Raw genomic sequence first — 25,612 nt, forward strand, 5'->3', positions numbered from 1 at the left:
TTCCTTGAAAAAAATATAGTAGAAAAGCGGCTCTAAATTGAGCCGCTTTTTTTATTCCGATTTTTTCGGTGATTTCAGATAATCGAATAAAACCAAAACGAACAACCCGGTCCAAATCAGGCGATAGACCCAAATATGTACTTCAAAACCAAAAAACTGACCCGTATCCCCCATCCCAAAGAAACTATAGACTACGGTGAGTATAGCAATGGCCATTCCAATAATCAGTATTGTTTTTCTCATTTGTCTAATTTTATATAGCTTTTGAATAAAAACCCATCTTTCATTTTAGAACAACGAATGTCTTCAAAAAGTTTGTAGATCAAAATAAGATAATTTGGAATGGAGAAGTAGAATCTTTATTTGGCTTGTTCTCGATACGATTTTTCGTACCTCAAAATCACTCGAACTGACAACGTATTGAGATTACCAATTCCCGATTAAATTTGTACAAATTACACCCTAAATAATATCAATATCCCCCTTTCCTTCCCTGATGACCTCTGGAAAACCTGTGGACAAATCGATAATGGTTGAAGCTACATTGCCCCCATACCCCCCATCGATCACAACATCCACCAAATTATCCCACTTTTCATAGATCAGTTCTGGATCCGTAGTGTATTCCAAAACATCATCATCATCCCGAATGGATGTTGAAACAATGGGATTTCCCAAACCTTGTACCAAGGCCCTGGCAATGTTATTGTCCGGCACACGTATTCCCACGGTCTTCTTCTTTTTAAAGTCTTTGGGCAAGTTGTTGTTCCCCGGCAAAATAAAGGTGTAGGGTCCGGGTAAGGCCCGTTTTAAAATCTTAAAAGTGGCCGTATCTATTTGCCGGGCATAATCGGAAAGATTGCTTAAATCGGCACAAATAAAGGACCAGTTGGCCTTTGCCAATTTTATTCCCTTAATGCGGGCTATTTTCTCCAAGGCCCTTGAATTGGTAATATCACATCCCAGCCCGTAGACCGTATCCGTTGGGTAAATCACAAGCCCTCCCTTTCTCAAGACCTGCACCACCTTGGCAATCTCCTTGGGATTGGGGTTTTCCTCATATATTCTGATAAGTTCGGCCATACGCTTTATTGGCACCGCCAAAGGGTTTAATACCCCGAGGCTTGCCTCGAAATTAAAAGTTCGTTTCTATAGAATGCCTCGTGGGCTTGCCCCGAGGTAGTTTTTTTACTTCTGATATACCCTTACATAATCCACTTCCATGACAGCTGGGAAAAGACTTTCGTCCACACCTTCAAGACCGCCCCAATTTCCTCCAACGGCAATATTCATCAAAAAATAAAAAGGTTTGGAAAAAGGCCAGTTTTCGGCACTCGGGACAGTGGGCCTCAAAAAATTGAGTTGCACATTATCTTCTGTGTCAATGTAAAATTTGATGTATCTATCGGTCCAAAGCACCCCATAGATATGAAATTCTTCCTCTATGGTTTCCAGTGGTACCGGCCCAGAAGTTATTTGGGTCCCCTTTACGTGGTTGTTGGCCGTACTGTGCAGGGAAAAATGAACCTCGTTTGGACTGTAGCTCACATATTCCATAATATCGATTTCGCCACAAGCAGGCCATCCCGCGGTACTGATGTCGTTCCCCAACATCCAAAGTGCGGGCCAAATTCCCTTTCCCTTATAATCAGGGATTTTGGCCCGAATCTCCAATTTACCATACTTGAATTCCTTCTTGCTGTTCAACCTGGCCGAAGTAAAATTGCTCCCGCCCAAGGATTCCTTTTTCGCGATGATCTTCAGCGTACCATCGCTAACTTCCACATTGCCTTCATCGAGATAATTCTGAAGTTCATTATTACCCCAACCGTGATTTCCAGTCTCAAGTTTCCAATTTTCCTGGGAAAGATCCGTTCCGTCAAACTCATCGCTCCAGACCAATTCGGCATCGTCCCAATAATTTGAAGCAAAAACATCTTCTATATCTTCAGGAGATAGATTAGTTTCTTCTAAATTTCGATTTATTGGTTCATCAGAATCTGAAGAACCTTGGCAGGAAGCCATAAAAAAGGAAAATGCTATGAATGCTACAGATAAAGTATGTTTCATCATTTGAAAAAAAATTAATCCAATTTAGTGATTAAGTCATAAAACGTTACAATACTTCCAATTTTGCGAACCGTAGCAACAATTTTTTTACATCGCCATGATCGAACTTTATCTCCGCCTTGCGGTCATTCCCCACACCTTCTATCTTAAGGACCTTGCCCCTGCCAAACCTGGAATGGTTCACCAAGGAACCTTCGGCCAAATTGGGGTCGATCGTATTGATGTTACCCACCGGTTGTGAAAGCTCCGGTTTTATCTTTCGCAGCTTTTGAAGTTGGGTCATATTCGGTCTGTCGATACTGGGCGGCGTTCCGTTTACGGGTTTCGTTTGACGTAACTTGCTTTTGTCCACTTCGCCAAAGATATTGGCATCGATCATGGATTTGTACCGGTACCCGCCATCCAAAGGCGTCAAATTTTCGACATATTTTTCATCGATTTCCTCCAAAAACCGACTCGGTTCAGCATCGATGAGTTTTCCCCATCGGTACCGGTTCTGCGTGTAGGTCAAATAGGCCTGTTTTTCCGCGCGGGTCAAGGCTACATAAAAAAGCCTTCGCTCCTCCTCCAATTCGCTCCTCGTGTTCATGCTCATCCCCGACGGAAACAAATCCTCCTCCATCCCAACGATATACACATAAGGGAACTCCAAGCCTTTGGCCAGGTGAATGGTCATAAGGGCAACACGGTCGTCATCGCCCGTATCATTATCCAAATCGGTCGCTAGGGCCACATCTTCCAAAAATTCGCTCAAACCTCCTGTTGCATCGGCAAGTTCCTTTTGGCCTTCCACAAAATCCTTGATACCGTTCAACAATTCCTCAATGTTTTCCATCCGGGCAATGCCTTCCGGGGTACCGTCCTTTTTGAATTCCAACAAAAGTCCGGTTTTTTTGGCGACGTGCTCGGCCAATGTAAAGGCATCGGCACCCTCGTTCATAATCTGGAAGCTTTTGACCATGGTCACAAAATCCTCCAGCTTACGTTTTGTGGGTGCGTTTATTTTGAGGTCGATTTTTGAAATATTCTCCATGACCTCAAAGATGGAACGCCCATAATGATTGGCGGCCACCACAAGTTTGTCAATTGTGGTCTGCCCTATTCCCCGTGCCGGAAAATTGATGACACGCTTTAAGGCCTCCTCGTCCTTAGGGTTGATGACCAACCTGAGATAGGAAATCACATCCTTGATCTCCTTGCGTTGATAAAAAGAGAGTCCGCCATAAATCCTGTAGGGAATGTCCCTTTTGCGCAACGCATCCTCAATAGCCCTGGATTGGGAGTTGGTGCGGTACAGAACCGCAAACTCGCCGTTCCCCATTTGGTGCTGCATTTTATTATCCCAAATGGAATTGGCCACAAACCGGCCTTCCTCGGCATCGGTAATACTTCTATGGATTTTGATGGCCGCCCCGTCATCATTGGCCGTCCAGACGTTCTTCTCCAACTGGTTTTTGTTCTTGGCGATGATGGAATTGGCAGCGTTCACGATGTTTTTGGTAGACCGATAATTCTGCTCCAACCGGTACATGCCCACATTGTCATAATCCCGCTGAAAATTTAGGATATTGCTGATGTTGGCGCCCCTAAAGGAATAAATACTTTGGGCATCGTCTCCCACCACGCAGATATTCTGGAAGCGATCTGCCAATGCCCGAACGATCAAATATTGTGAATGGTTCGTATCCTGATACTCATCTACCAATATATAACGGAAACGGTCTTGATATTTTAGGAGTACATCCGGAAAACGGGTCAGCAATTCGTTGGTCCTTAAAAGTAGGTCGTCAAAATCCATCGCCCCGGCCTTAAAACATCGGTCAACATAATTCTGGTAAATATCGCCGATCCTGGGCCGTTTGGCCATGGCATCGGCTTCCATTAGTTCGGGATTATTAAAATAGGCCTTAACCGTAATAAGGCTATTTTTGAAGGAGGAAATTCGGTTTTGAACCTGTTTGTACTTATAGATGTCCTTATCAAGTCCCATTTCCTTGATGATGGAGGCGATGAGGCGTTGAGAATCCTGGGTATCGTAAATCGTGAAATTACTGGGAAACCCGAGTTTGTCCCCGTCGTACCGCAATAATTTGGCAAACACGGAGTGAAAAGTCCCCATCCAAAGGTTTTTGGTCTCCGATACCCCAACGATGTCGGAAATCCGCTTTTTCATTTCGCGTGCCGCCTTATTGGTAAAGGTCAACGCCAGGATATTAAAGGCATCCACCCCCTGTTCCATCAAGTAGGCTATGCGATAGGTAAGCACCCGCGTCTTTCCGGAACCGGCACCGGCAATCACCATTAGAGGCCCATCCTTGTGCAAAACAGGGGCTTTTTGGGCATCATTCAATTCATCTATAAAAGAACTCAAGGTCGAACTATTTTTAAAGTGTGAATTTAGCCATTATTGAACGATACCGGAAATGTTGTTTTTTAGATTTATAAACAATGTGTCAAGGCATTTGTTCCTTTTTAAATATATTTAGCAAAACAATTGTATGGCCATGCAGTATTTACAAAAAATAAGGGTTCTATGCTTTCTAACCTTCCTCTCATTATTCCTTGGAATTGCCCAAGACAAGAATAGTGGCCCCATCATAGCCGATTATGGCCAAGTCTGGAAAATAGCGCACCAGGACTATACCTTGGATACCACCAAAACCTTCAAGGCCGTGTTCGATATAATGACCTCGCCCGATGATTTAAACCAAGTGAACCCCTCTATTGAGACCGCCGCCCGTTTTTTGAATATGCACGGGCAAAACGGAATTCCTTTGGAGCAATTGAAGGTGGCCTTGGTCGTTCACAACAAGGCTTCCAAGGATGTCATCACCTCCAAAGCCTATCAAAAGAAATACGGTACCGAGAATCCCAATGAAGCCTTACTGAAGGCTCTTATGGCAGCCAATGCGGAAATAATTTTTTGCGGGCAATCCTCCGTTTCCCGAGGTTTTCCAAAAGAGGATTTGATAGACGGCGTACAGTTGTCCCTCAGCGCCATGACCGCATTGATCCAATTGCAGGACGATAATTATAGACTGATAAAATTTTAGATAAACACCATGATTCGAGCATTCGCATCCTTGCAAAGCGAAATCGAAGCATAATTTATCACAAACTAAAAAGAAAAAAATGAAAAAACTTGGAGTACTTATCGTATTATGTTGCGGAATGACGGCTTTCGCCCAAAAATCGATGGAAAAGGATTTTAGCGCCATTGAGGATAAGGTAATCGAATGGAGAAGGTATTTCCACGAACACCCGGAACTTTCCAACAGGGAATTTGAAACCGCCGAAAAAATTGCAGACCATCTAAAAAGTCTTGGAATCGAAGTACAGACGGGTGTGGCGCACACCGGTGTAGTGGGTGTTTTAAAGGGTAACAAACCGGGCAAAGTGGTCGCCCTCCGTGCGGATATGGATGCCCTGCCCGTAACCGAGCGCAACGACCTGCCCTTTAAGAGCAATGTAACATCTGAATATCTGGGAAGCGAAGTGGGCGTGATGCATGCTTGCGGACACGATACCCACATTGCCATTCTTATGGGCGTGGCCGAAGTGCTGTCCAAGAACAAGGATAAAATCAAGGGCACCGTAAAATTCATTTTTCAACCTGCCGAAGAGGGAGCGCCTCCGGGAGAGGAAGGTGGTGCCGCCTTAATGATAAAGGAAGGGGTTTTACAAAATCCCGATGTGGATGCTATTTTTGGCCTGCACATCAATTCCCAAACACCTGTGGGCATGATCCGTTATAAATCTGGGGGCACCATGGCAGCCGCACAGCGATTTGTCATCAATGTAAAAGGAAAGCAAAGCCACGGATCGCAACCCTGGTCTGGAGTAGACCCTATCTTGATCAGTGCGAAGATTATCGATGGTTTGCAAACAATCATTAGTCGGGAAATGAACCTTACGAACGAAGCGGCCGTGATTACGGTGGGTAAAATTACTTCGGGAGTAAGGAACAACATCATTCCTGAAAGCGCGGAAATCGTTGGAACGATCAGAACCTTGGATTATGACATGCAAGAACAGTTGAACCGAAGGATGAAGGAAATGGTGAGTTCCATCGCGGAGGCTTACAGAGGCGAGGCTACTACCGAAATTGCTTCGGGAACGGCCATTACCTATAACAATCCGGAGTTGGTTTCCCAAATGATCCCCACTATGGAAGCGGTTGCCGGGAAGGAGAACGTGGTGGTTGCCAAAGCCGTTACAGGTGCGGAGGACTTTTCCTTCTATCAGGAAAAAGTGCCCGGCTTCTTTTTCTTTTTGGGTGGTATGACCCCGGGAACAACGGAGTCCTATCCGCATCACACCCCTGATTTCAGGATCGATGATAGCGGACTGTTGTTGGGCGTAAAAACCTTAACCGCCATGAGTCTGGACTATTTGAACAGCGACAAGACGCCCCGATTGGAAAACCAACCTAAAGGATAAACTAGTAATGGCGTATCAAATTGTTTTAGCTACCATTTTACCGTGGTGGGCGTGGATGCTTATCGCACTGGTTCTCATCGCAATTTGGGATATTTTCATTCAGAAAAAACATACCATAAAACATAATTATCCCATTGTTGGGCATCTTAGGTATTGGTTGGAGAGCATCGGCCCTGAAATGCGTCAATATTTTGTGGCCAATAATCGCGAGGAACTCCCCTTCAACAGGATCGAACGGGGCTGGATTTATGCATCGGCCAAAAAAGAAAATAATTATGAAGGTTTTGGAACCGATAGGGATATTTATGCGCATCAGCATGTATTCATAAAGAACAGTATGATGGCCTATAAAATTCCCCAAGGCCACCCGAATGAGCTGGACCCGTCGTTCGTACCTTGTGCCAAGGTCATGGGTGCTTTTAACAATCGCAGAAAACCCTACCGTCCGGCCAGTATTGTGAACGTTTCCGCCATGAGTTTTGGTTCCCTGTCCGCAGCGGCGGTCGAGGCAATGAACATCGGAGTCAAAAAAAGTGGTGCCTACCACAATACGGGCGAAGGCGGACTTTCACCCTATCACAAACAGGGGGGCGATGTGATTTTCCATTTTGGAACGGGCTATTTTGGGGTACGCACGCCGGATGGAAACTTCTCCATGGAAAAAATGAGGAAATTGGTCGATGAGAATCCATGCATCAAGGCGATAGAGATCAAACTTTCCCAAGGGGCTAAACCGGGCAAGGGCGGTGTGTTACCAGGGGCCAAGATAACCCATGAACTAGCCGAAATCAGGGGCGTTGAAGTTGGAAAGGACGTGCTTTCCCCAGCAACCCACAAGGCGTTCTCTACCGTACCGGAACTCATGGCCCTCATTGAGCAGATCGCCGATGAAACGGGACTGCCCGTGGGCATAAAAGGTGCCATTGGAAAACTGGACCAGTGGGAGGAACTCGCCAATTTGATGCTAAAAACAGGAAAGGGACCTGACTTTATAACCGTAGACGGTGGTGAAGGTGGCACGGGAGCGGCACCGCCCTCGTTCGCCGATCATGTTTCCCTGCCTTGGGTATATGGCTTTTCAAGTGTTTACAGGGTGTTTTTGGAACGGCAATTGACTAATCGCATTGTCTTTATTGGAAGCGGAAAACTGGGTTTTCCCGCCAAAGCGGCCATGGCCTTTGCCATGGGAGCGGATTGCATCAACGTGGCGCGTGAGGCCATGATGAGCATTGGTTGCATCCAGGCCCAGGTGTGCCATACGAATCGATGTCCCACCGGAATAGCCACCCAAAACAAATGGCTTCAAAATGGCATCAATGTACCCTTGAAGTCGGACCGATTGGCACAATATTTCAAAACCTTCCGGAAGGAATTTTTGGAGATTACCCACGCCTCTGGATACGAACATCCTTGCCAATTTACCATGGACGATGTGCAGGTAAACTTGGACGATAATGAACTGAACAAGAGTCTTGCCTATGCCTATGGCTATAATAAGGCCAAAGTAGCCTTCAAGGGTGTTCAGGAATTGAAAGACTGTTCGTATCTTGGCGGCAAATAAACCACCTCTGGGAAAACCCACGAGGCATTGGTAGGAAACGAAACTATTATTATCAGGCAAGCCTTGGTCTATTAAACCCTTTGGCGGTGCCAATAAAATGCTGTTAAACATGAAGAAAATTTTACCCTTAGTCATAGTTGTTGCCTTAAGTACTTTTGGAACTGCGCAGGCGCAGAAGAAAAGTGAACTCATTGAACAGAATCAGGATTTAAAATACCGTCTGGATTCCATTTCGCGTTTGGTTTCAACGGCGCAGTCAAAACAAAAAATAAGCGAGATCAAAGCGGAGGAACTACAGGCCCAGGTAACGGAATTGCAGGACGCCAACGCTACCTTGCTTCAAAACCTGAACAGTTTTGCCGCCCTTTCCAGCCAAAACTCGGAAAACATAAACAAGACCTTGGCCACTTTGGAACGTAAAGAGGCCCAATTAAAAGGAATTGTGGACGGTGTGGCGAGCAACGATTCCACGGCCATCGTGATTTTAACGAACGCCAAACAGACCTTGGGCGAAAATGCCAAGGTACAGGTGAGCAATGGTTCCGTAATCATCTCGGAGAAATTAGATTTTTACTTCGCCGATGGTTTAGGCGCCAAGGTGCAGGAATCGGCCAAACCCTGGTTGGAGAAAATAGCGAAGATCATTACCGCTAATCCAAAATCGGCCGTGACCATTTCCGGATTGAGTATGACCGGAGAACTGGATATTGCCCTTCAACAGGCAGCTTCAGTAGCACAGATTCTTATTAAGGATTACAGTGTTGTTGGAGGTAGGGTGAACGTAAAAGGTATAGATGGTGGACTACGGGAATCCTTACAGATAGAAATTCATCCAGATTACAAATCCTTCTATGCGACCGCAAAGGACGATGTAAAAAACTAAAATTGCATTTCATCGATCAAGTCATATACTAATTGACAAAACTGGCCGTTTAAGAGTCAAGAAACGTGAACTAACCAGTTTAAAATTATACGAATGACTTCAGATCAGATTTTTCAACTTTTTGCTTATTTATTGCCTTCCATAGTAACAGGTGCCATAGCATTTTACTTTTTTAGAATGCACACCAACAATGAAGAAGGTAGGAGACGTTTTTTATTGCATAAGGATTCCCAAAAGGACACGCTCCCCGTGCGATTACAGGCGTATGAACGTATGGCCCTATTTTTGGAAAGAATCGCCATTCCAAGTTTAGTGGTGCGCGTTGCTCCTAAAAGTCAGGATAAGGATGCCTACGAAAACCTGTTGATAAAGAGCATTGAAACCGAATTTGACCATAATCTTTCCCAACAGATTTACATGACCGATGAATGTTGGAACATCATCAAGGCGGCCAAAAATGCTACGGTGCAAATGATACGAAAGGCAGCCATGAGCCAATCTGAAACGGCCGATAAACTACGTGAGGATATATTGAACGACACCATGGAAAAGGCCTCTCCCTCCACTACCGCTCTATCCTTTGTAAAAAGGGAGATTGGGGAGTTGTGGTAATTGGTAGTTGGTTGTTAGTTATTGGTTCTTGGTTGTTCCCTTCGACTACTCATATAGCCAAAGTTTTTAGAAAAATCTACACTTTTCATTTTTCACTTTTCACTCCATACTTGAAACCTAAAACTAACAAGCGTCTAGCGTCTAACTAAACTACTCATTCTCATTCGGCTCAATGGGATTTGTCTCCTCGTTTTTATTTTTGGCATACAGGTAGCCCCGTTTCCACCACAGGGTCATTTTTTTCTTGTCGAAAATCAACGAGTTGGTGGTCAAAATCGTTGGTGTATAATACAGGTTGATAATCGCATTGTTCTGATTGGCAACGAATTTCCCTATCCGAATGTTTTGGTTTTCAATTCGGTCGAAAACAAAGCTCATCATGGAAGTCAATAGTTCAAACGGATTTCTGGAAGGCATACGGTTGAGGTAATTTACTTCGGTATGTAGGACTACCACATCCACTTCAGTGGCACCTCTTTTAATAGCTTCTTCGATAGGGACGATGCTTCCTAATCCGCCATCGGCATATTCGCAACCTTCCTTACGTACCAAACTCATGAATGGGGTATAGTTGGCCGAAATCCAAATCCAATCGCAAAAATCCTCGTAGGAACAATCCTTTATGGATTTGTATTCCACTTGATTTAAGGAAAGGTTACTTACGGTGATGACCACGTCGGACATTCCCTTTTTAAGCTTGTTGAACTCCGTTTTGGTAAGGCTTTCCCCTATGAGTTTTCGAAGGTTCTCACTTTCCCCAAAGGTCTTTTTACCTCGCACAAAATTCCGAACGACGTTCCAATGGTTGATTCCTATCTCATCGTTCCCATGTTTCTTTTTGACCACAAACGGACAATTGTTGAAAATACTCTCCTGCGTAACATTGGAGTAGATGCGTTTTATTTTGTCCAGTTTGCCCAAGGCCAAATGGGATATCAACAAACTTCCCGTGGAGGTACCTACAAAAATATCGTATGTTTTGCCGGACTCTTGAATCAAAAATTGGGCAACACCGCCTGCAAAGGCGCCTTTACTTCCCCCACCTGAAATGACCAAAGCCTTCATGGTAATTCTATTTTTGTTTTAAGATAACGTAAATCGGTCTCTTTTAGTTTTTGGGCCACCGCTACCAGTCGATTTTTTAGTTCGGCATCCTTCAATAGTTTGTCCAACAAATTTCTAACATAGGATCTAAACTGCCAAGAATGGTGGTCTGTCGCCCCAATCAAATTCTTTAACGCCGTATCGGTCAGGCCATTGATTTGAAACAAGTATTGGAAAGCCCCTTGACGGACTTCTGGATTGAAGTTTGCATCCGTATAATAAACCAGTTCGTTCAAGTACTCCTGTTTTTGCGCAGGATTATACTCCGGAGTCACCAAGGCCAAGGCCAACCACAGCAAACGCACATTTTTATTGGGGAGGCCAACTACATCTTCCAATTCATTCAAATATCGGGTCCTATCCTCTGGGAAAGCCTCCCATAATTTGAAAAGGGCATATTCTTGGGTCAGGTAACTTTTGTCTTGCAAAAACGATTCAAAATTCACTTTGAATTCGGGCGTAACTTTTGGAATGGACATAGCCAACGCCTGCCGCACCTCCAGAAAGTTTTCATTTTCGAATATCTTGTGGACTGTAGATTCCGGAATTTGATTAAAATGCTCAAATAGCAAGTGGGTCTTGAAAGCAACAGGGGTTTCCTGATTCCAAAACCCCATCAACTTTTCATTGTCCAAAACAGTTGACGAATCCACATGAACTTGCAATAAAAAGTAGTTCTTCAGACTTTCATTCTTCCTTGCCAAATAAGTCTTTGCGTCGTCCCAATGAAATTCGGTTGAATCCAACCATTTTGATTTAAAATCATTCAAGTCTTCTCTGGCAGTTATTTCAATTTCCTGTAGAAATTCAGCCACCCTAACATTTTTAAAGGCATACTTTTCCAGATAGTTCGCCACCGCAATCCTAAACGCTTCGTCCCCCACTTCCTCCCGTAACATCACCAAGGCCCAAGCGCCCTTTTCATAAAACGTAAGACTACTGGCTTTTGGATCTAGCAGACTTTCCCCTTTGCCCGACTTTGATAATTCTTCCAACTGTTGGGCGGTATCCAACAACTTCCAGTAAAAATGGTCGGCCCCAAAGAGCTCCTTTTCCGCCAAGTAGGCATAGTAGGTAGCAAAACCTTCATGCAACCAATGGTGGTTGCCGTCCTTCTCAGTGACCAGGTTTCCAAACCATTGGTGGGCCATTTCATGGGCGTTGATGTTTACATAATTCCTGTCGATGAAAGCCGTAGAATCTATGACATAGGCATCGGAAAAAATGGTGGCACCCGTATTTTCCATTCCTGCATAGAGAAAATCATGCACCGGTACCTGTTTGTAATTCTGCCAAGGATAGGCTACACCGATTTCGGTTTCAAAAAAATCAAAAATCTCTTTGGTATAGCGATAGGTTGGTTCCACGCGAAGGCTGTCCTCTGGATAGAAATAATTTTCGATGGCGATACCACTATCGGACATCAATTCCTGCCTGTCGTATTCCCCAATGACAAAGGCCAACAAATAACTGCTCATGGGCTTTTCCATGTCGAATTGCCACGTGGACACTTCATCCGTTGTTTCCCGCTGAAGCAAAATCCCATTCGCAATAACCTCAAAACCGGTATCCACGGTGATATCCATATCGAACTCCACCTTCTCCTCCATGGCATCAAAACTGGGCAGCCAATGACTGGTATACTTTCCTTGGCCTTGGGTCCAAACTTGGCTTCGGCTACGCTCAGCCACCGGATTCATACTGCTATTCGAACTGTTATACGATTTCTCATTTTCAAGGTCAAAGAAATAAACCGTCTGTTTTGGGCTGCAGGAGTATCGGATTAAAAGTTCGTGAGTAGAACGCTTTTCAAAGGAATGACCAAGAGCCAATTTTCCATCGGCATAATGTATATCTATGCTCTTTCCATCCAATCGTACTTCGGCAAATTCCATATTCCTGGCATCCAACCAAACGGAATCCACACGTTCCAGGACCTTAAACGAATAAAGGACCTGCCCGTCAATTCGTTTTTCCTTAAGATTTGGCCGAATCTCTATGGCAGCATGCAAAAAATCCACCTTTTCCTGATGCTGGGGATAGATGGCGAAACTGCAAAAGATGATTACAAACAAAAACCGATACATATTCATGGCACTTCAATTCTTCTACCAAATTAAGGCTTTTCCTGTTTTGCAGTTACAGATGGTAAACCCTAATTTAGTCGGATGAATGCCGGATTCCTTCAAACTCCCGTTGCGTATCTCAAAGGTGTGGGGCCAAACAGGGCCGAGACCCTCCATTCAGAACTGGGCATTCATGTCTATCAAGATCTTTTGAACCTGTTTCCCAATCGGTACATTGACAAGACCCAATATTACAAAATCGGTCAACTGCAAAAGAGCAATGCCGAGGTGCAGGTCGTAGGCAAGATCGTGCATATAAAAACCGTAGAACAGAAACGCGGTAGCCGATTGGTGGCCAAATTCATTGACGAAACCGGGGAAATGGAACTGGTTTGGTTCAGGGGCCAAAAATGGATTCGGGAAAATTTAAAACTGAATGTCCCCTACGTCATTTTTGGCAAGTGCAACTGGTTCAACGGCATGTTTTCCATGCCCCATCCAGAGATGGAACTTCTTTCAGAACATGAAAAGAATATCCGAATCCATATGCAACCGGTCTACCCTTCCACCGAAAAATTAAGCAATAAGGGTATTACGAACCGAGTGCTTAGCAAATTAATCCAGCAATTGTTCATTGAAACCAAGGGCAGCTTTGCAGAGACCTTATCCAATAAAATCCTTGACGAGTTAAAATTGATTTCAAAAAGTGAGGCCCTTTACAACATCCACTTCCCAAAAAATCAGGAACTATTGGCGAAGGCCCAATTCCGATTGAAATTCGAGGAGCTTTTTTACCTACAGTTACAGTTGATTGCCAAAAACATGCTGCACAAGCAAAAAATCAAAGGCTTCAATTTTGACCAAGTGGGGCCTTTGTTCAACGATTTTTATGCCAATCATTTGCCTTTTGAACTTACCGATGCACAAAAAAGGGTCATCAAGGAAATTAGGGCCGATTTAGGTAGCAATGCCCAAATGAACCGATTGTTACAGGGCGACGTAGGTTCCGGAAAAACCATTGTAGCCGTTATGACCATGCTCTTGGCCATAGACAATGGATTTCAGGCCTGTTTGGTTGCCCCCACGGAAATATTGGCCAATCAACATTATATTGGAATTAAGGAGCTTTTGCAAGGAACGGGTGTTACGTGTGAACTCCTGACAGGGTCCGTTAAAAAATCCGTCCGAAAACCCATACATGGACTACTGGAGAGTGGTGAGCTGCATATATTGATCGGTACTCACGCCGTGTTGGAAGACAAGGTCGTCTTTAAAAATCTGGGCTTGGCCATCATCGATGAACAACACCGGTTTGGGGTAGCGCAGCGTTCCAAACTTTGGCATAAGAGCCCAAACGATGGGGAGGTTGGAGGGGCCACTCCCCCACACATTTTGGTCATGACGGCCACGCCCATTCCTAGAACCCTTGCCATGAGCTTATATGGGGATTTGGACATATCGGTAATCGACGAATTGCCTCCCGGCAGAAAACCCATAAAAACGGTACATCGGTATGATTCCAATCGGCTTAAAGTATTTCATTTTATAAAGGAGGAAATCCAAAAAGGTAGGCAAGTCTACATCGTATATCCCCTGATACAGGAATCCGAAGCCTTGGATTATAAAGATTTGATGGACGGTTATGAAAGCATCGTCCGTGATTTTCCCCAACCGCAATATCAAATTTCCATCGTACACGGGCAGATGAAACCTGAGGACAAGGATTACGAGATGGAACGGTTCGTAAAGGGCGAAACGCATATTATGGTGGCCACTACGGTCATTGAAGTGGGCGTTAATGTCCCCAATGCCTCGGTTATGATCATTGAAAGTGCGGAACGCTTTGGACTTTCTCAATTACATCAATTACGGGGACGTGTGGGCCGGGGGGCCGACCAAAGTTATTGTATCCTTATGACAAGTTATAAGTTGAGCTCCGAGGCGAAAACCCGATTGGAAACCATGGTACAAACCAATGATGGATTCGAGATTGCCGAAGTAGACCTAAAACTGCGGGGACCCGGAGATATTATGGGAACCCAACAAAGTGGAATGCTCAACCTTAAAATCGCCGATATCGTCAAGGACAATACCATTTTAAAATCAGCGAGATATTTTGCCATGCAATTATTGAAAGACGACTCCACGTTGGAGAAACCCGAAAATTTGGTAATCCGTCATTTTTATGCCGAATTGGCCAAGTTTAAAAATATCTGGAACTATATTAGTTAAACATCATATTTAACAGATTCCAGTTTTGGACATCGTAATTTAAACACCTGCCGATTTCCTAAAAATCCTTGTTTTAACTATTTTTACACCCTTACATTATAAAGATTATGAGCGCTAATAAAACGTTATTTGATAAGGTGTGGGATTCCCACGTAGTCCATAAAATTGAAAACGGTCCGGACGTCCTGTTCATTGACCGTCATATGATTCACGAAGTAACAAGCCCGGTTGCATTTCTGGGTCTGAAGAACAGGGGCATCGGGGTTTTATATAATAACAGAACCTTTGCCACGGCAGACCATAACACCCCAACCATAAACCAACACTTGCCCGTTGAGGATCCCCTTTCCGCAAACCAATTGAAAATGTTGGAAGAAAATGCCAATGAACACGGTATTTCGTACTGGGGATTGGGCCATGAAAAAAATGGAATCGTCCACGTTGTGGGTCCTGAGTATGGTATAACCCAACCAGGAGCCACCATTGTTTGTGGGGATTCGCATACATCGACCCACGGTGCCTTTGGCGCAATTGCCTTTGGTATAGGTACATCGGAGGTAGAAATGGTTTTGGCCACTCAATGTATCATGCAGCCCAAACCAAAAAGGATGCGTATTAACATCAATGGCGAATTGAGTAAAGGGGTAACCCCCAAAGATGTGGCGCTGTTCATTATCAGTCAATTGACAACTTCCGGAGCCACTGGTTATTTTGTGGAATATGCCGGGGATATCTTCCGAAACATGAGTATGGAAGGTAGAATGACCGTGTGCAATCTTAGTATTGAAATGGGTGCCCGAGGCGGTATGATAGCTCCAGATGAAAAGACTTTTGAATATATAAAAGGTAGGGAGTTTACCCCAACTGGGGCCGATTGGGACAAGGCAATGACGTATTGGGAAACATTATATACCGATGCCGATGCCATATTCGATAAAGAACTCACATTTGATGGTTCACAGATAGAACCGATGATTACCTACGGTACCAACCCAGGCATGGGAATGGGAATCTCCAAGGAAATCCCAATGGCTACGGCTACCCAAGGTGGAGCTAGCAGCTATAAAAAATCCTTGGAATATATGAAGTTCAACGAGGGAGAGAGCATGATGGGAAAGACTATCGATTATGTGTTCCTAGGAAGTTGTACCAACGGAAGGATCGAGGACTTTAGGGCCTTCACCTCTTTGGTAAAAGGAAGGAAAAAAGCCGATCACGTAACCGCGTGGTTGGTTCCGGGATCACATAAGGTAGAAGCCGCCATCAAGGAAGAAGGTTTGTTGGATATATTGACCGAAGCCGGATTCGAATTGCGGGAACCGGGTTGCTCGGCATGTCTGGCCATGAACGAAGATAAAATTCCGGCCGGTAAACTGGCTGTAAGTACTTCCAACCGAAATTTTGAAGGAAGACAGGGACCCGGTGCAAGAACCATTCTTGCAAGTCCGCTAGTTGCTGCCGCAGCTGCCGTAACTGGTAAGGTAACAGATCCCAGGGAATTGATGGAAGAGGTTGCTTTACACTAGTTCACTAACCACTAACACACTAACAACTATTATAAAATGGCTTACGATAAATTCAACATATTAACATCAACAGCGGTTCCTTTACCTATAGAAAATGTGGATACGGACCAGATTATACCCGCACGTTTCCTAAAGGCTACCGAGAGAAAGGGGTTTGGCGATAACCTTTTTAGGGATTGGCGGTACAATCAGGACGATAGCCCAAAAAAGGATTTTGTCTTGAACGACCCTACCTACAGTGGTAAAATATTGGTGGGTGGCAAAAACTTTGGATCGGGTTCCTCCCGTGAACACGCTGCTTGGGCCGTCTATGATTACGGATTCAGGTGCGTTGTTTCCAGTTTTTTTGCTGATATTTTTAGGAACAACTGCTTAAATATTGGGGTGCTACCCGTGCAGGTGAGTGCGGATTTTCTACAAAAAATATTTGACGCCATTGAGGCCGACCCAAAAACCGAACTGGAAGTAAGCCTTCCGGAGCAAACGATTACATTGTTATCCTCAGGGGAAAGTGAATCTTTTGAAATCAATGGTTACAAGAAAAATAATATGATGAACGGTTTTGACGATATCGACTTTTTGTTGAACATCAAAAAGGACATTCAAACGTTTGCTGCCAACACTCCGCTCTAAGTAGTATCCCAACCATACTGGAATGAAACCCTCATTGAGGGATTTGTTATTGCAAATAAAATACCTCCACGAAAGGAAATGTTTAAGAATCAAGCAATTGACCTAATTTTAAACGCGTGAAAAGAAAGTTGGAAATCATGGATACCACCCTTAGGGATGGGGAACAGACCTCTGGGGTATCCTTTTCCGCCTCCGAAAAATTGACCTTGGCCAAATTACTCTTGGAGGAACTCAAGGTTGACCGTATTGAAGTTGCTTCGGCACGGGTTTCGGAAGGGGAACTCCAAGCGGTGCAGCAAATTACGGAATGGGCCAAAGTCCATAATTATTTGGACAAGATAGAGGTACTCACCTTCGTGGATGGCGGCGTATCCTTAGATTGGATGGAAAAGGCCGGTGCCATTTCCCAAAATTTACTGACCAAAGGTTCCTTAAACCACTTGACCCACCAGCTTAAAAAAACGCCGGAACAACATTTTGCTGAAATTGCCGAGATTTTCAAAGCGGCTTCTGAAAAAGGTATCATCAATAACATTTACCTGGAAGATTGGAGTAATGGCATGCGGAACTCAAAGGAATATGTTTTTCAATTTTTGGATTTCCTCACTACGCAACCGATTAAACGGGTGTTGCTACCGGATACCTTGGGAATACTCACTCATACCGAAACATCCGAATTTATTTCGGAAATCGTTCAAAAATATCCTCAGTTGCATATTGATTTTCACGGTCATAACGACTATGATCTGGGCGTGGCCAACGTCATGGAAGCCATAAAAGCAGGGTGTCATGGACTGCATCTCACCATAAACGGTATGGGGGAACGGGCAGGCAATGCCCCTATGGCCAGCGCCATTGCCGTCATCAATGATTTTCTGCCGGATGTAAAAATTAATTTGAACGAGAAGTCACTTTATAAAGTAAGTAAATTGGTTTCGGCGTTTACAGGTATCAGTATACCGGCGAACAAACCCATAGTTGGGGACAACGTTTTTACGCAAACCGCTGGTATTCATGCAGATGGAGATAGTAAGAAAAATCTTTACTTTAGCGATTTGATGCCGGAACGATTCGGTAGAAAACGAAAGTACGCCTTGGGTAAAATGTCCGGAAAGGCCAACATCCAAAAAAACCTACAGGAACTAGGACTTACCTTGAACGATGACGAACTTAAAAAGGTTACGGCTCGCATAATTGAGCTGGGCGATAAAAAAGAACGCGTCACGAAGGATGACTTGCCCTATATCATATCCGATGTTCTGGATACGGATTATCAGCAAAAAGTGTTTGTAAAGTCCTATGTATTGACACATTCCAAAGGATTGCGCCCCTCCACTACCCTTTCATTGGAAATCGACGGTAAAACCTTTGAGGAAAATGCATCGGGCGACGGACAATACGATGCTTTTATGAACGCCTTGCGAAAAATATACAAGGCCCAAAATCTCGTATTACCGAGACTGACGGACTATGCTGTGCGAATTCCTCCCGGTAGTGCCTCGGATGCCCTTTGTGAAACCGTCATTACGTGGGATCTGGACGGAAAGGAATTTACCTCCCGTGGTCTGGATTCTGATCAAACGGTATCGGCCATAAAGGCCACGGAAAAAATGTTGAATCTTATATAGATATTACTTAATAGATATAAGATTTGAGATATATGATTTGGGATTTGATCAACTTAAAACTTTAAACTAAGAACTAGAAACTAAAAAAACATGAAACTAAACATAGCCCTATTGGCCGGTGATGGAATAGGCCCTGAAGTAGTAGATCAAGCGGTAAAAGTATCCGATGCCATCGCGGCAAAATACGACCACGAAATTACATGGAAACCTGCTTTGACCGGGGCGGCCGCCATCGATGCCGTAGGTGAACCGTATCCAGACGAGACCCATGAAATCTGTGCCAGCGCAGATGCCGTACTATTCGGTGCCATAGGCCATCCAAGATTTGACAATGACCCATCGGCAAAGGTGCGTCCGGAGCAAGGACTTTTAAAGATGCGACAAAAATTAGGTTTGTTCGCAAATGTTCGGCCCACATTTACCTTTCCTTCCTTGATAGACAAATCACCTTTGAAAAGGGAACGTATCGAAGGAACGGATTTGATTATCCTAAGGGAACTTACCGGAGGTATTTATTTTGGGGAACGCGGTAGAAAGGACGACAACCATACTGCCTTTGACACCATGACCTATCAACGGTTCGAAATTGAGCGATTGGCTAAAAAAGGTTTTGAAATGGCCATGAAACGTTCCAAAAAGCTGTGCTGCGTGGATAAGGCCAATGTACTGGAATCCTCTAGATTGTGGAGGGAGACCGTACAGGCGATGGAAAAAGATTATCCGGAAGTTGAAGTTTCCTATGAATTTGTGGATGCCACGGCCATGCGTTTGATTCAATGGCCAAAAGGATATGATGTGATTATTACCGCGAATCTTTTTGGGGATATCCTTACCGATGAAGCCTCCGTAATTTCTGGATCTATGGGATTAATGCCATCTTCCTCCGTAGGTAGCAAGGTATCCTTGTACGAACCGATACATGGTTCCTATCCGCAAGCTGCCGGTAAGGACATTGCAAATCCTTTGGCGACTGTTTTATCGGCCGCGATGCTCTTTGAAGATCTAGAATTGACCAAAGAGGCCGAAGAAATCAGAAGGGTGGTCAATAAATCCTTGGCCGAGGGTATCGTGACAGAAGATTTGGCGGAAGGCGGAAAATCTTATAAAACAAGTGAAGTTGGGGATTGGCTGGCAAAAAACATCTAAACCATTTACCTTATAAAATTAAAAACCCTCAATGTTTTCGTTGAGGGTTTTTTCTTGAATTACACTTAAAAACTATAAGCTCGCCAAAGCATCGGGTGATAATTCATAAATATATTTTACTAAAGCCCTTAGTTCCGGTATCACATTTTTTGCCAGACTTGAATGATTGTTCATTAGCACACAAATGCCAAGGTCGGCATCTGGAAAAAGGGCAATTTCATTTCTGTAACTATTGACACTGCCTCCATGATGTACTATGGTTTCCTCTTTATTGGTTGTTTCATTCTTCATTGTGTGGATTCTCCACCCAAAAGCATAAGCTGATTTTAAGTGTCCTTCCCAACGTTGATAATACTTATTGTTCTCGTTCAATTCGATAAAAGGCTCAAAAGCTTTTTCCAAAGTACTTTTTGCCATAACGGAAGTATTATGTCCCAATAAAAAGCGCATCCATTTACCCATATCATTGGCACTGGCATCGATGCCGCCCGCAGCAACAGCGTTGTAATAGTTGTCCTTCAGTGGCAAAATTCGCCAGCTATGTCCATTTTTTATATGGGGCTCTGCAATATTCCCCTTTTCCAAAAAAGAAGCATGGTCCATGGAAGCACTGTACATTCCCAAAGGTTCAAAAAAACGTTGCATCAATAATGTGTTGATATCCTGACCGGTGGCCTGAAGCATAATTTCCTGGGAAAGCGCGAACATAGCGTTTTGGTAGCTGTATTGAATACCTGGCGGACTTTGGGGTTGCACCTCCTTAAATTGACCTGCAATCTTGCCCATGGACAAACCTGCTTCCACCAAATTGGTATAACTGTGATAGGGTGTTCCTGAAGTATGGGAAAGCAAATGGGCTATCTTAATACTCTGGGTATTCGTACTATCCCCAAAAACAAACTCCGGAAGATAATCCGTAACCTTGTCCATAAAATCAAATACACGCTCCTCCACCAACTTGGCTGCCAAAACACCCGTAAATCCTTTGGATAAGGAACCCAATCGGAATACGGTTTCCCCATCTATTCGAGTGCCTTTTTGGTTATTTCTCTTTCCATATCCTTGGGACAGTATAATGGAATCTCCTTTTACAATGCTTACACCGGCACCTACAATTTCACCAGATGCCATGGCCTGATTAAAGTATTGTTTCACAGCCTCTTCCAAGGCCCTCTTTCGGGAAGCATATATTTTGGCTTCCTTTTGCATGGCCAACCGCTGTTGCAATTCCTCTGGAGAAACCTCTTCAACTTTCGTATCTATGGTCGCAGCGGACAAAACAAAAAGAATCAGCACCAAAAATAAGGAGCCAAAAATAAGTTTAAATCGATGCACTTTGGAAAATGGTTTTAGTATAACTTCTAACGCCAAAATTAGAAATTCATTACGGCCAAAATCATAAAGTTGTGAAAATACTAAATTCCGATGTCAATTAGGAAGGTACCGCAACTTTATTCGATTTTCCTATTTGCTGTTTTCGGTAAAGGTATATCGCTATGGCCAATATTACTCCAGATGCAGCCAAGATTCCACCAACCAAACTGGAATAGATCACCTCCAACCCAAATACCATGGGCAAACCGGCCAGATAGGCCCCCGAAGCATTTCCCATATTAAAAGCACTTTGGTTCATAGAGGAACCCAGCATTTCAGAGCCTTTTGCCGTATTGATGATGGCCATTTGAATGGGCGTGGAAACCGTAAAGGCAATGGCGCCTATCAAAAAGGTAAATACCATCAATATATACGGATTTGAAGCAATGAACATATTGATTACCAAGACAATGGACATAACGGACAAACTTATAATAACGGCCCTTAAAGGGGAAAATACTTCCGCCATTTTAGCCCCAACAAAATTTCCAAAAACCATCCCCAATCCGGCGAGCATCATCGCATAGCCTACATAATGGTCTTCCAAGCCGGCCACATCAGTTATCAATGGGGCAATATAGCTATACCATGCAAAAAAGCCTCCTGTCCCAATAGTGGTCAAGGCAATCATGGCCCACAATTGCTTGTTTCGTAAAGCCTCCGATAATTTTACTTGGGGCGTACTGGTCGCCGCTTCCATTCGTGGCATCCAGAACTGTAGGGTGGTCAAGGTCAAGACACCTACAATGCCTACCAAAAAAAATGAGGTGCTCCAGCCAAATTCCTGTCCGATATAGGTGCCGATCGGAACACCAATAACATTGGCAACCGTCAATCCCGAAAACATCATGGCTATGGCTTGGGCCGATTTTCCCTTTCTTGCCAATTTCATGGCCACTACCGCGCCAATACCAAAGAATGCGCCATGGGGTATTCCAGATAAAAACCGTAGTACCAAGAGTGTTACGTAATTCGTAGAAAGCCCTGAAAGGGTATTGAACAGGGTAAACCAGACCATCAAAATGAACAGCATTCTTTTTGGAGACAGTTTGGACCCCAAACTGGTCAACAAAGGCGCACCTACCACAACGCCAAAGGCATAGGCCGCTATGAAATGTCCGGCTTGTGAAATTGTAATTTCCAAGGCGTCAGAAACTTCTGTAAGTATGCCCATAATGACGAACTCCGTAAGTCCTATGCCAAAACCTCCAAGGGCCAAGGAGAAAAGTGCTTTTTTGTTCGTCCGTTCTAAATTCATAGTGCTCTCATTCGTTTTTCCCATGCAAAATTAGGGAACTTATTTGCCAAAAGTTATTAGTGCATTATCCTATTTATGTTCAATATTAACTCAATACCCTAACAAATTGTTAGTTATTGTTAAAATGCCATATTTCTAGGCAAAACATAATAAAAAAGCCGAAACGTTCGTTTCGGCTTTCATTCTGTTGTTTGATAATTAAAGAATGTAATCCGTGCTTACAAAATTGGAAACCTTGGCTTCCAACAACTGCTGTACAGTTTCCGTATTCAAATCATTGTCCTTAAATGCAACAAAGGTCCTTATGGAAAATGAGCGCAAAGCATCGTGCACACTCAATGTAGACTGTGCTGAATCCTTCCTTCCCGTGAACGGATATACATCCGGACCTCGCTGACAGGAACTGTTCAAGTTTACCCTACAGACCAAGTTCACCAAGGTATCGATCAACGGAGAAAGTGTATAAACGTCCTTACCAAAAAGACTGACTTGCTGTCCGTAGTTGCTTTCCGCCATATCGTCCAAAGGTTCTTCAATATCGGAAAAAGACAACACAGGAATAATAGGTCCAAACTGTTCCTCCTGATATACGCGCATTTCCTTTGTCACCGGATATAGTACGGCCGGCCAGATATAATTATCAAAATGCTTCCCTCCTTTTTTATTCAATATCTTGGCCCCTTTAGAAACGGCATCATCTATGAGTTCCTGAATGTAAGCGGGTTTATCGGGTTCTGGTAATGGCGTCAATTTTACGCCATCGTCCCATGGATTTCCAAATTTTAATTTATCCACTTCGTCCGCAAATTTCTTGAGGAAATTTTCACGGACATCCTCATGTACATAGATGACCTTCAAAGCCGTACATCGTTGTCCATTAAAGGATAGGGTGCCTGCCAAACATTCGTTGATGGTCAGGTCCATATCGGCATCTGGCAAAATTATTGCGGGGTTTTTAGCTTCTAAACCTAGAACCAATCGCAACCTGTTGCTTTTTGGATGTTGGTCCTGCAAAGCGTTTGCAGATTTACTGTTTCCTATTAAAGCCAAAACATCCACTTTTCCTGTCTGCATTATAGGTGCGGCGACCGTTCTTCCCCTTCCAAAAATAACATTCACGACACCTTTTGGAAAACAGGATTGAAAAGCCTCTAACAAAGGAGTAATTAACAAAACCCCATGTTTGGCTGGTTTAAAAATCGTCGTGTTTCCCATAATGATAGCAGGAATCAACAAGGCAAAGGTCTCGTTCAAAGGGTAGTTATAGGGTCCCAAACAGAGTACCACGCCTAAGGGCCCCCTTTTGATATGGGCATAGACACCATCGTGCTTCTGAAACTTGGCTGCGTTTCTATCCAAGTTTTTGTAGTCTTCAATGGTATCTTCCACATACTCCACCGTTCTGTCAAACTCCTTTTGGGAATCTGGAAGGGATTTTCCAATTTCCCACATTAAATACTTTACTACAATGTCCCTTTTGGTCTTCATCTGCTTGACAAAATTTTCCATGCAAATGATACGATCCCGTACATGCATTGTGGGCCATACACCCTGCCCCCTATCATAGGCAGTAAGTGCTGCGTTCAAAGCATCCATGGCCTCCGGTTCCTGCAAATCTGGAATACTGCCCAACAAGGTGGGTTTATAGTCCTCGGTGGATGAAATCGTGGAATAAACTTCGGTCACAGGTCCTGACCACTCCTTTAACTTGCCATCTATCAGATACTTGGTTTGGTGAATGGGCTGCTCAATGGCGAACTCTTTAGGTATGTTGCTATTCTTTTTGCTCATGTTCTCAATTTTATACTAAATATTGAAATAAATCCGGTTTGTCGTTTATATATTCCCCAAAAAAATTATTGGCCTTCATGCGCTCCATTAAAGGTTGTAAATCCTCTGGATTTTTTAGCTCGATACCCACGACGGCCGGCGCATTTTCCTTGCTGGATTTTTTGGAATACTCAAAATGCGTTATGTCATCCGTAGGACCCAAAATCTCCGCAACAAATTGCTTAAGGGCGCCCGGGCGCTGGGGAAATCGAACAATAAAATAATGTTTTAATTTCCCATATAAAAGGGCACGCTCCTTTATTTCCGCAGTTCTTGTAATATCATTATTGCTACCGCTTACGATACAGACCACGTTCTTTCCCTTGATTTGGGATGCAAAGGCGTCCAACGCCGCGATGCTCAAAGCCCCAGCGGGTTCCACAACAATGGCGTCCCTGTTGTACAAATCTAATATAGTTTGACAAACCTTCCCCTCATGTACCGTTACGATATCGTAAAGATGTTCCCTGCAAATGGCAAAAGTGAGGTCCCCTACCTTTTTTACCGCGGCACCATCAATGAACTTATCGATATGTTCCAATTCCGTATTCCGATTGTTCTCCACGGATGTTTTCATGGACGGAGCTCCCAAGGGTTCCACACCAATAATTTTCGTCTTTGGCGAACGGTTTTTAAAAACAGCCGAAAGCCCCGATGCCAGTCCGCCCCCACCTATGGCAACGAAAATGTAATCGATGGGGTTCGTGGCCTGTTCCAACAGTTCCAGTCCCACGGTACCCTGTCCCTCAATTACCTTGGGGTCATCGAACGGATGGATAAAGGTCTTGTTTTCGGCAGTACAATACTTCATGGCCGCATTGTAGGAGTCGTCGAAGGTATCGCCTTCAAGTACTATATGCACCCATTCCTCCCCAAACATCTGCGTTTGCTCCACTTTTTGTCTTGGGGTTACCGACGGCATATAAATGGTTGCCTTTATTTTTAAATGTCGACAGGCAAAGGCCACTCCCTGCGCATGGTTACCGGCACTTGCACAAACCACGCCATGCCTTCTTTCTTCCTGTGAAAGGGAATTGATCTTGTTGAAGGCTCCCCGTATCTTGTAGGACCGGACCCGCTGCAGGTCTTCCCGCTTCAAAAATACATTTGCCCCGAACTGTTTGGACAAACGTATACTAGGAGTAAGCGGCGTTACCTCCGATATTTGCCGAATGGTCAACGCCGCTTGCTGTATATCCTCTACCTTTGGGAAATATTCCATAATATGTACGGTAAAGGTCTGTTTTAT

20 protein-coding genes are annotated in these 25,612 nt (G+C 44.0%); 10 read left to right on the plus strand and 10 right to left on the minus strand.

Going from position 1 to position 25,612, the window contains the following annotated elements; translation table 11 throughout:
* Window positions 1-51: 51 nt before the first annotated feature.
* From F0361_RS14880 to F0361_RS14895, 4 genes are all read right to left on the minus strand, one after another.
* On the minus strand, window positions 52-243 hold the full coding sequence (locus F0361_RS14880; protein WP_138258455.1) for a hypothetical protein: 192 nt from the start codon (window positions 241-243) through the stop codon (window positions 52-54).
* 219 nt (window positions 244-462) lie between these two features.
* The gene (locus tag F0361_RS14885; protein ID WP_138258454.1) at window positions 463-1,083 is read right to left on the minus strand and encodes an L-threonylcarbamoyladenylate synthase; all 621 of its coding nucleotides are present in this window, start codon (window positions 1,081-1,083) and stop codon (window positions 463-465) included.
* 105 nt (window positions 1,084-1,188) lie between these two features.
* Window positions 1,189-2,073 carry a glycoside hydrolase family 16 protein gene (locus F0361_RS14890; protein ID WP_246160908.1) on the minus strand — a complete coding sequence of 295 codons (885 nt, stop codon included), beginning with the start codon at window positions 2,071-2,073 and terminating at the stop codon, window positions 1,189-1,191.
* 43 nt (window positions 2,074-2,116) lie between these two features.
* A complete protein-coding gene (locus F0361_RS14895; RefSeq protein WP_154919731.1) occupies window positions 2,117-4,441 on the minus strand; it encodes an ATP-dependent helicase in 2,325 nt (774 codons plus the stop codon).
* 133 nt (window positions 4,442-4,574) lie between these two features.
* Between F0361_RS14895 and F0361_RS14900 the strand changes: the two genes are divergently transcribed.
* The 5 genes from F0361_RS14900 to F0361_RS14920 all read left to right on the plus strand — a co-directional run bounded on the left by F0361_RS14900 (window position 4,575) and on the right by F0361_RS14920 (window position 9,566).
* Window positions 4,575-5,123, plus strand: coding sequence for a DsrE family protein (locus F0361_RS14900; RefSeq protein ID WP_154919733.1), 549 nt, complete (start codon window positions 4,575-4,577; stop codon window positions 5,121-5,123).
* Window positions 5,124-5,202: 79 nt separating this feature from the next.
* A complete protein-coding gene (locus tag F0361_RS14905; RefSeq protein WP_154919736.1) occupies window positions 5,203-6,510 on the plus strand; it encodes an amidohydrolase in 1,308 nt (435 codons plus the stop codon).
* Window positions 6,511-6,517: 7 nt separating this feature from the next.
* Complete coding sequence (locus F0361_RS14910; RefSeq protein ID WP_154919738.1) at window positions 6,518-8,071, plus strand: FMN-binding glutamate synthase family protein; 1,554 nt, start codon at window positions 6,518-6,520, stop codon at window positions 8,069-8,071.
* 109 nt (window positions 8,072-8,180) lie between these two features.
* Window positions 8,181-8,954 (plus strand): hypothetical protein, encoded by a 774-nt coding sequence (locus F0361_RS14915; protein WP_154919740.1) that lies wholly within the window; start codon window positions 8,181-8,183, stop codon window positions 8,952-8,954.
* Between the two features lie 93 nt (window positions 8,955-9,047).
* The gene (locus F0361_RS14920; protein ID WP_154919742.1) at window positions 9,048-9,566 is read left to right on the plus strand and encodes a DUF7935 family protein; all 519 of its coding nucleotides are present in this window, start codon (window positions 9,048-9,050) and stop codon (window positions 9,564-9,566) included.
* A 150-nt stretch (window positions 9,567-9,716) separates the two neighbouring features.
* On the opposite strand, the gene F0361_RS14925 is transcribed toward F0361_RS14920, so the two are convergent.
* Window positions 9,717-10,631, minus strand: coding sequence for a patatin-like phospholipase family protein (locus F0361_RS14925; protein WP_154919744.1), 915 nt, complete (start codon window positions 10,629-10,631; stop codon window positions 9,717-9,719).
* The gene (locus F0361_RS14930) at window positions 10,628-12,757 is read right to left on the minus strand and encodes a M1 family metallopeptidase (protein ID WP_154919746.1); all 2,130 of its coding nucleotides are present in this window, start codon (window positions 12,755-12,757) and stop codon (window positions 10,628-10,630) included. Before F0361_RS14930 ends, F0361_RS14925 begins: the two co-directional genes overlap by 4 nt.
* An 81-nt stretch (window positions 12,758-12,838) precedes the next feature.
* Here F0361_RS14930 and recG point away from each other — a divergent pair, with 81 nt between their 5' ends.
* From recG to leuB, 5 genes are all read left to right on the plus strand, one after another.
* Entirely contained in the window at window positions 12,839-14,968 is a 2,130-nt protein-coding gene (recG, locus tag F0361_RS14935; RefSeq protein ID WP_154919748.1) for an ATP-dependent DNA helicase RecG, read from the plus strand.
* Window positions 14,969-15,075: 107 nt separating this feature from the next.
* Window positions 15,076-16,494 (plus strand): 3-isopropylmalate dehydratase large subunit, encoded by a 1,419-nt coding sequence (gene leuC, locus F0361_RS14940; protein ID WP_154919750.1) that lies wholly within the window; start codon window positions 15,076-15,078, stop codon window positions 16,492-16,494.
* 36 nt (window positions 16,495-16,530) lie between these two features.
* Window positions 16,531-17,127, plus strand: coding sequence for a 3-isopropylmalate dehydratase small subunit (gene leuD, locus F0361_RS14945; protein WP_138258444.1), 597 nt, complete (start codon window positions 16,531-16,533; stop codon window positions 17,125-17,127).
* Between the two features lie 137 nt (window positions 17,128-17,264).
* Window positions 17,265-18,755, plus strand: a complete 1,491-nt coding sequence (locus F0361_RS14950; RefSeq protein ID WP_154920305.1) for an alpha-isopropylmalate synthase regulatory domain-containing protein — start codon at window positions 17,265-17,267, stop codon at window positions 18,753-18,755.
* A gap of 90 nt (window positions 18,756-18,845) precedes the next feature.
* Window positions 18,846-19,901 (plus strand): 3-isopropylmalate dehydrogenase, encoded by a 1,056-nt coding sequence (gene leuB / locus F0361_RS14955; protein WP_154919752.1) that lies wholly within the window; start codon window positions 18,846-18,848, stop codon window positions 19,899-19,901.
* A gap of 72 nt (window positions 19,902-19,973) precedes the next feature.
* On the opposite strand, the gene F0361_RS14960 is transcribed toward leuB, so the two are convergent.
* The 4 genes from F0361_RS14960 to ilvA all read right to left on the minus strand — a co-directional run bounded on the left by F0361_RS14960 (window position 19,974) and on the right by ilvA (window position 25,585).
* Entirely contained in the window at window positions 19,974-21,236 is a 1,263-nt protein-coding gene (locus tag F0361_RS14960; protein WP_154919754.1) for a serine hydrolase domain-containing protein, read from the minus strand.
* A gap of 97 nt (window positions 21,237-21,333) precedes the next feature.
* The gene (locus tag F0361_RS14965) at window positions 21,334-22,533 is read right to left on the minus strand and encodes an MFS transporter (protein WP_154919756.1); all 1,200 of its coding nucleotides are present in this window, start codon (window positions 22,531-22,533) and stop codon (window positions 21,334-21,336) included.
* A 198-nt stretch (window positions 22,534-22,731) separates the two neighbouring features.
* Window positions 22,732-24,324 (minus strand): NADP-dependent glyceraldehyde-3-phosphate dehydrogenase, encoded by a 1,593-nt coding sequence (locus tag F0361_RS14970; protein ID WP_154919758.1) that lies wholly within the window; start codon window positions 24,322-24,324, stop codon window positions 22,732-22,734.
* Between the two features lie 10 nt (window positions 24,325-24,334).
* The gene (gene ilvA / locus F0361_RS14975; RefSeq protein ID WP_154919760.1) at window positions 24,335-25,585 is read right to left on the minus strand and encodes a threonine ammonia-lyase IlvA; all 1,251 of its coding nucleotides are present in this window, start codon (window positions 25,583-25,585) and stop codon (window positions 24,335-24,337) included.
* Between the last annotated feature and the right edge of the window lie 27 nt (window positions 25,586-25,612).

This window comes from Maribacter flavus (assembly GCF_008386635.1).
In the GTDB taxonomy this organism is placed as follows: Bacteria; Bacteroidota; Bacteroidia; order Flavobacteriales; family Flavobacteriaceae; genus Maribacter; species Maribacter flavus.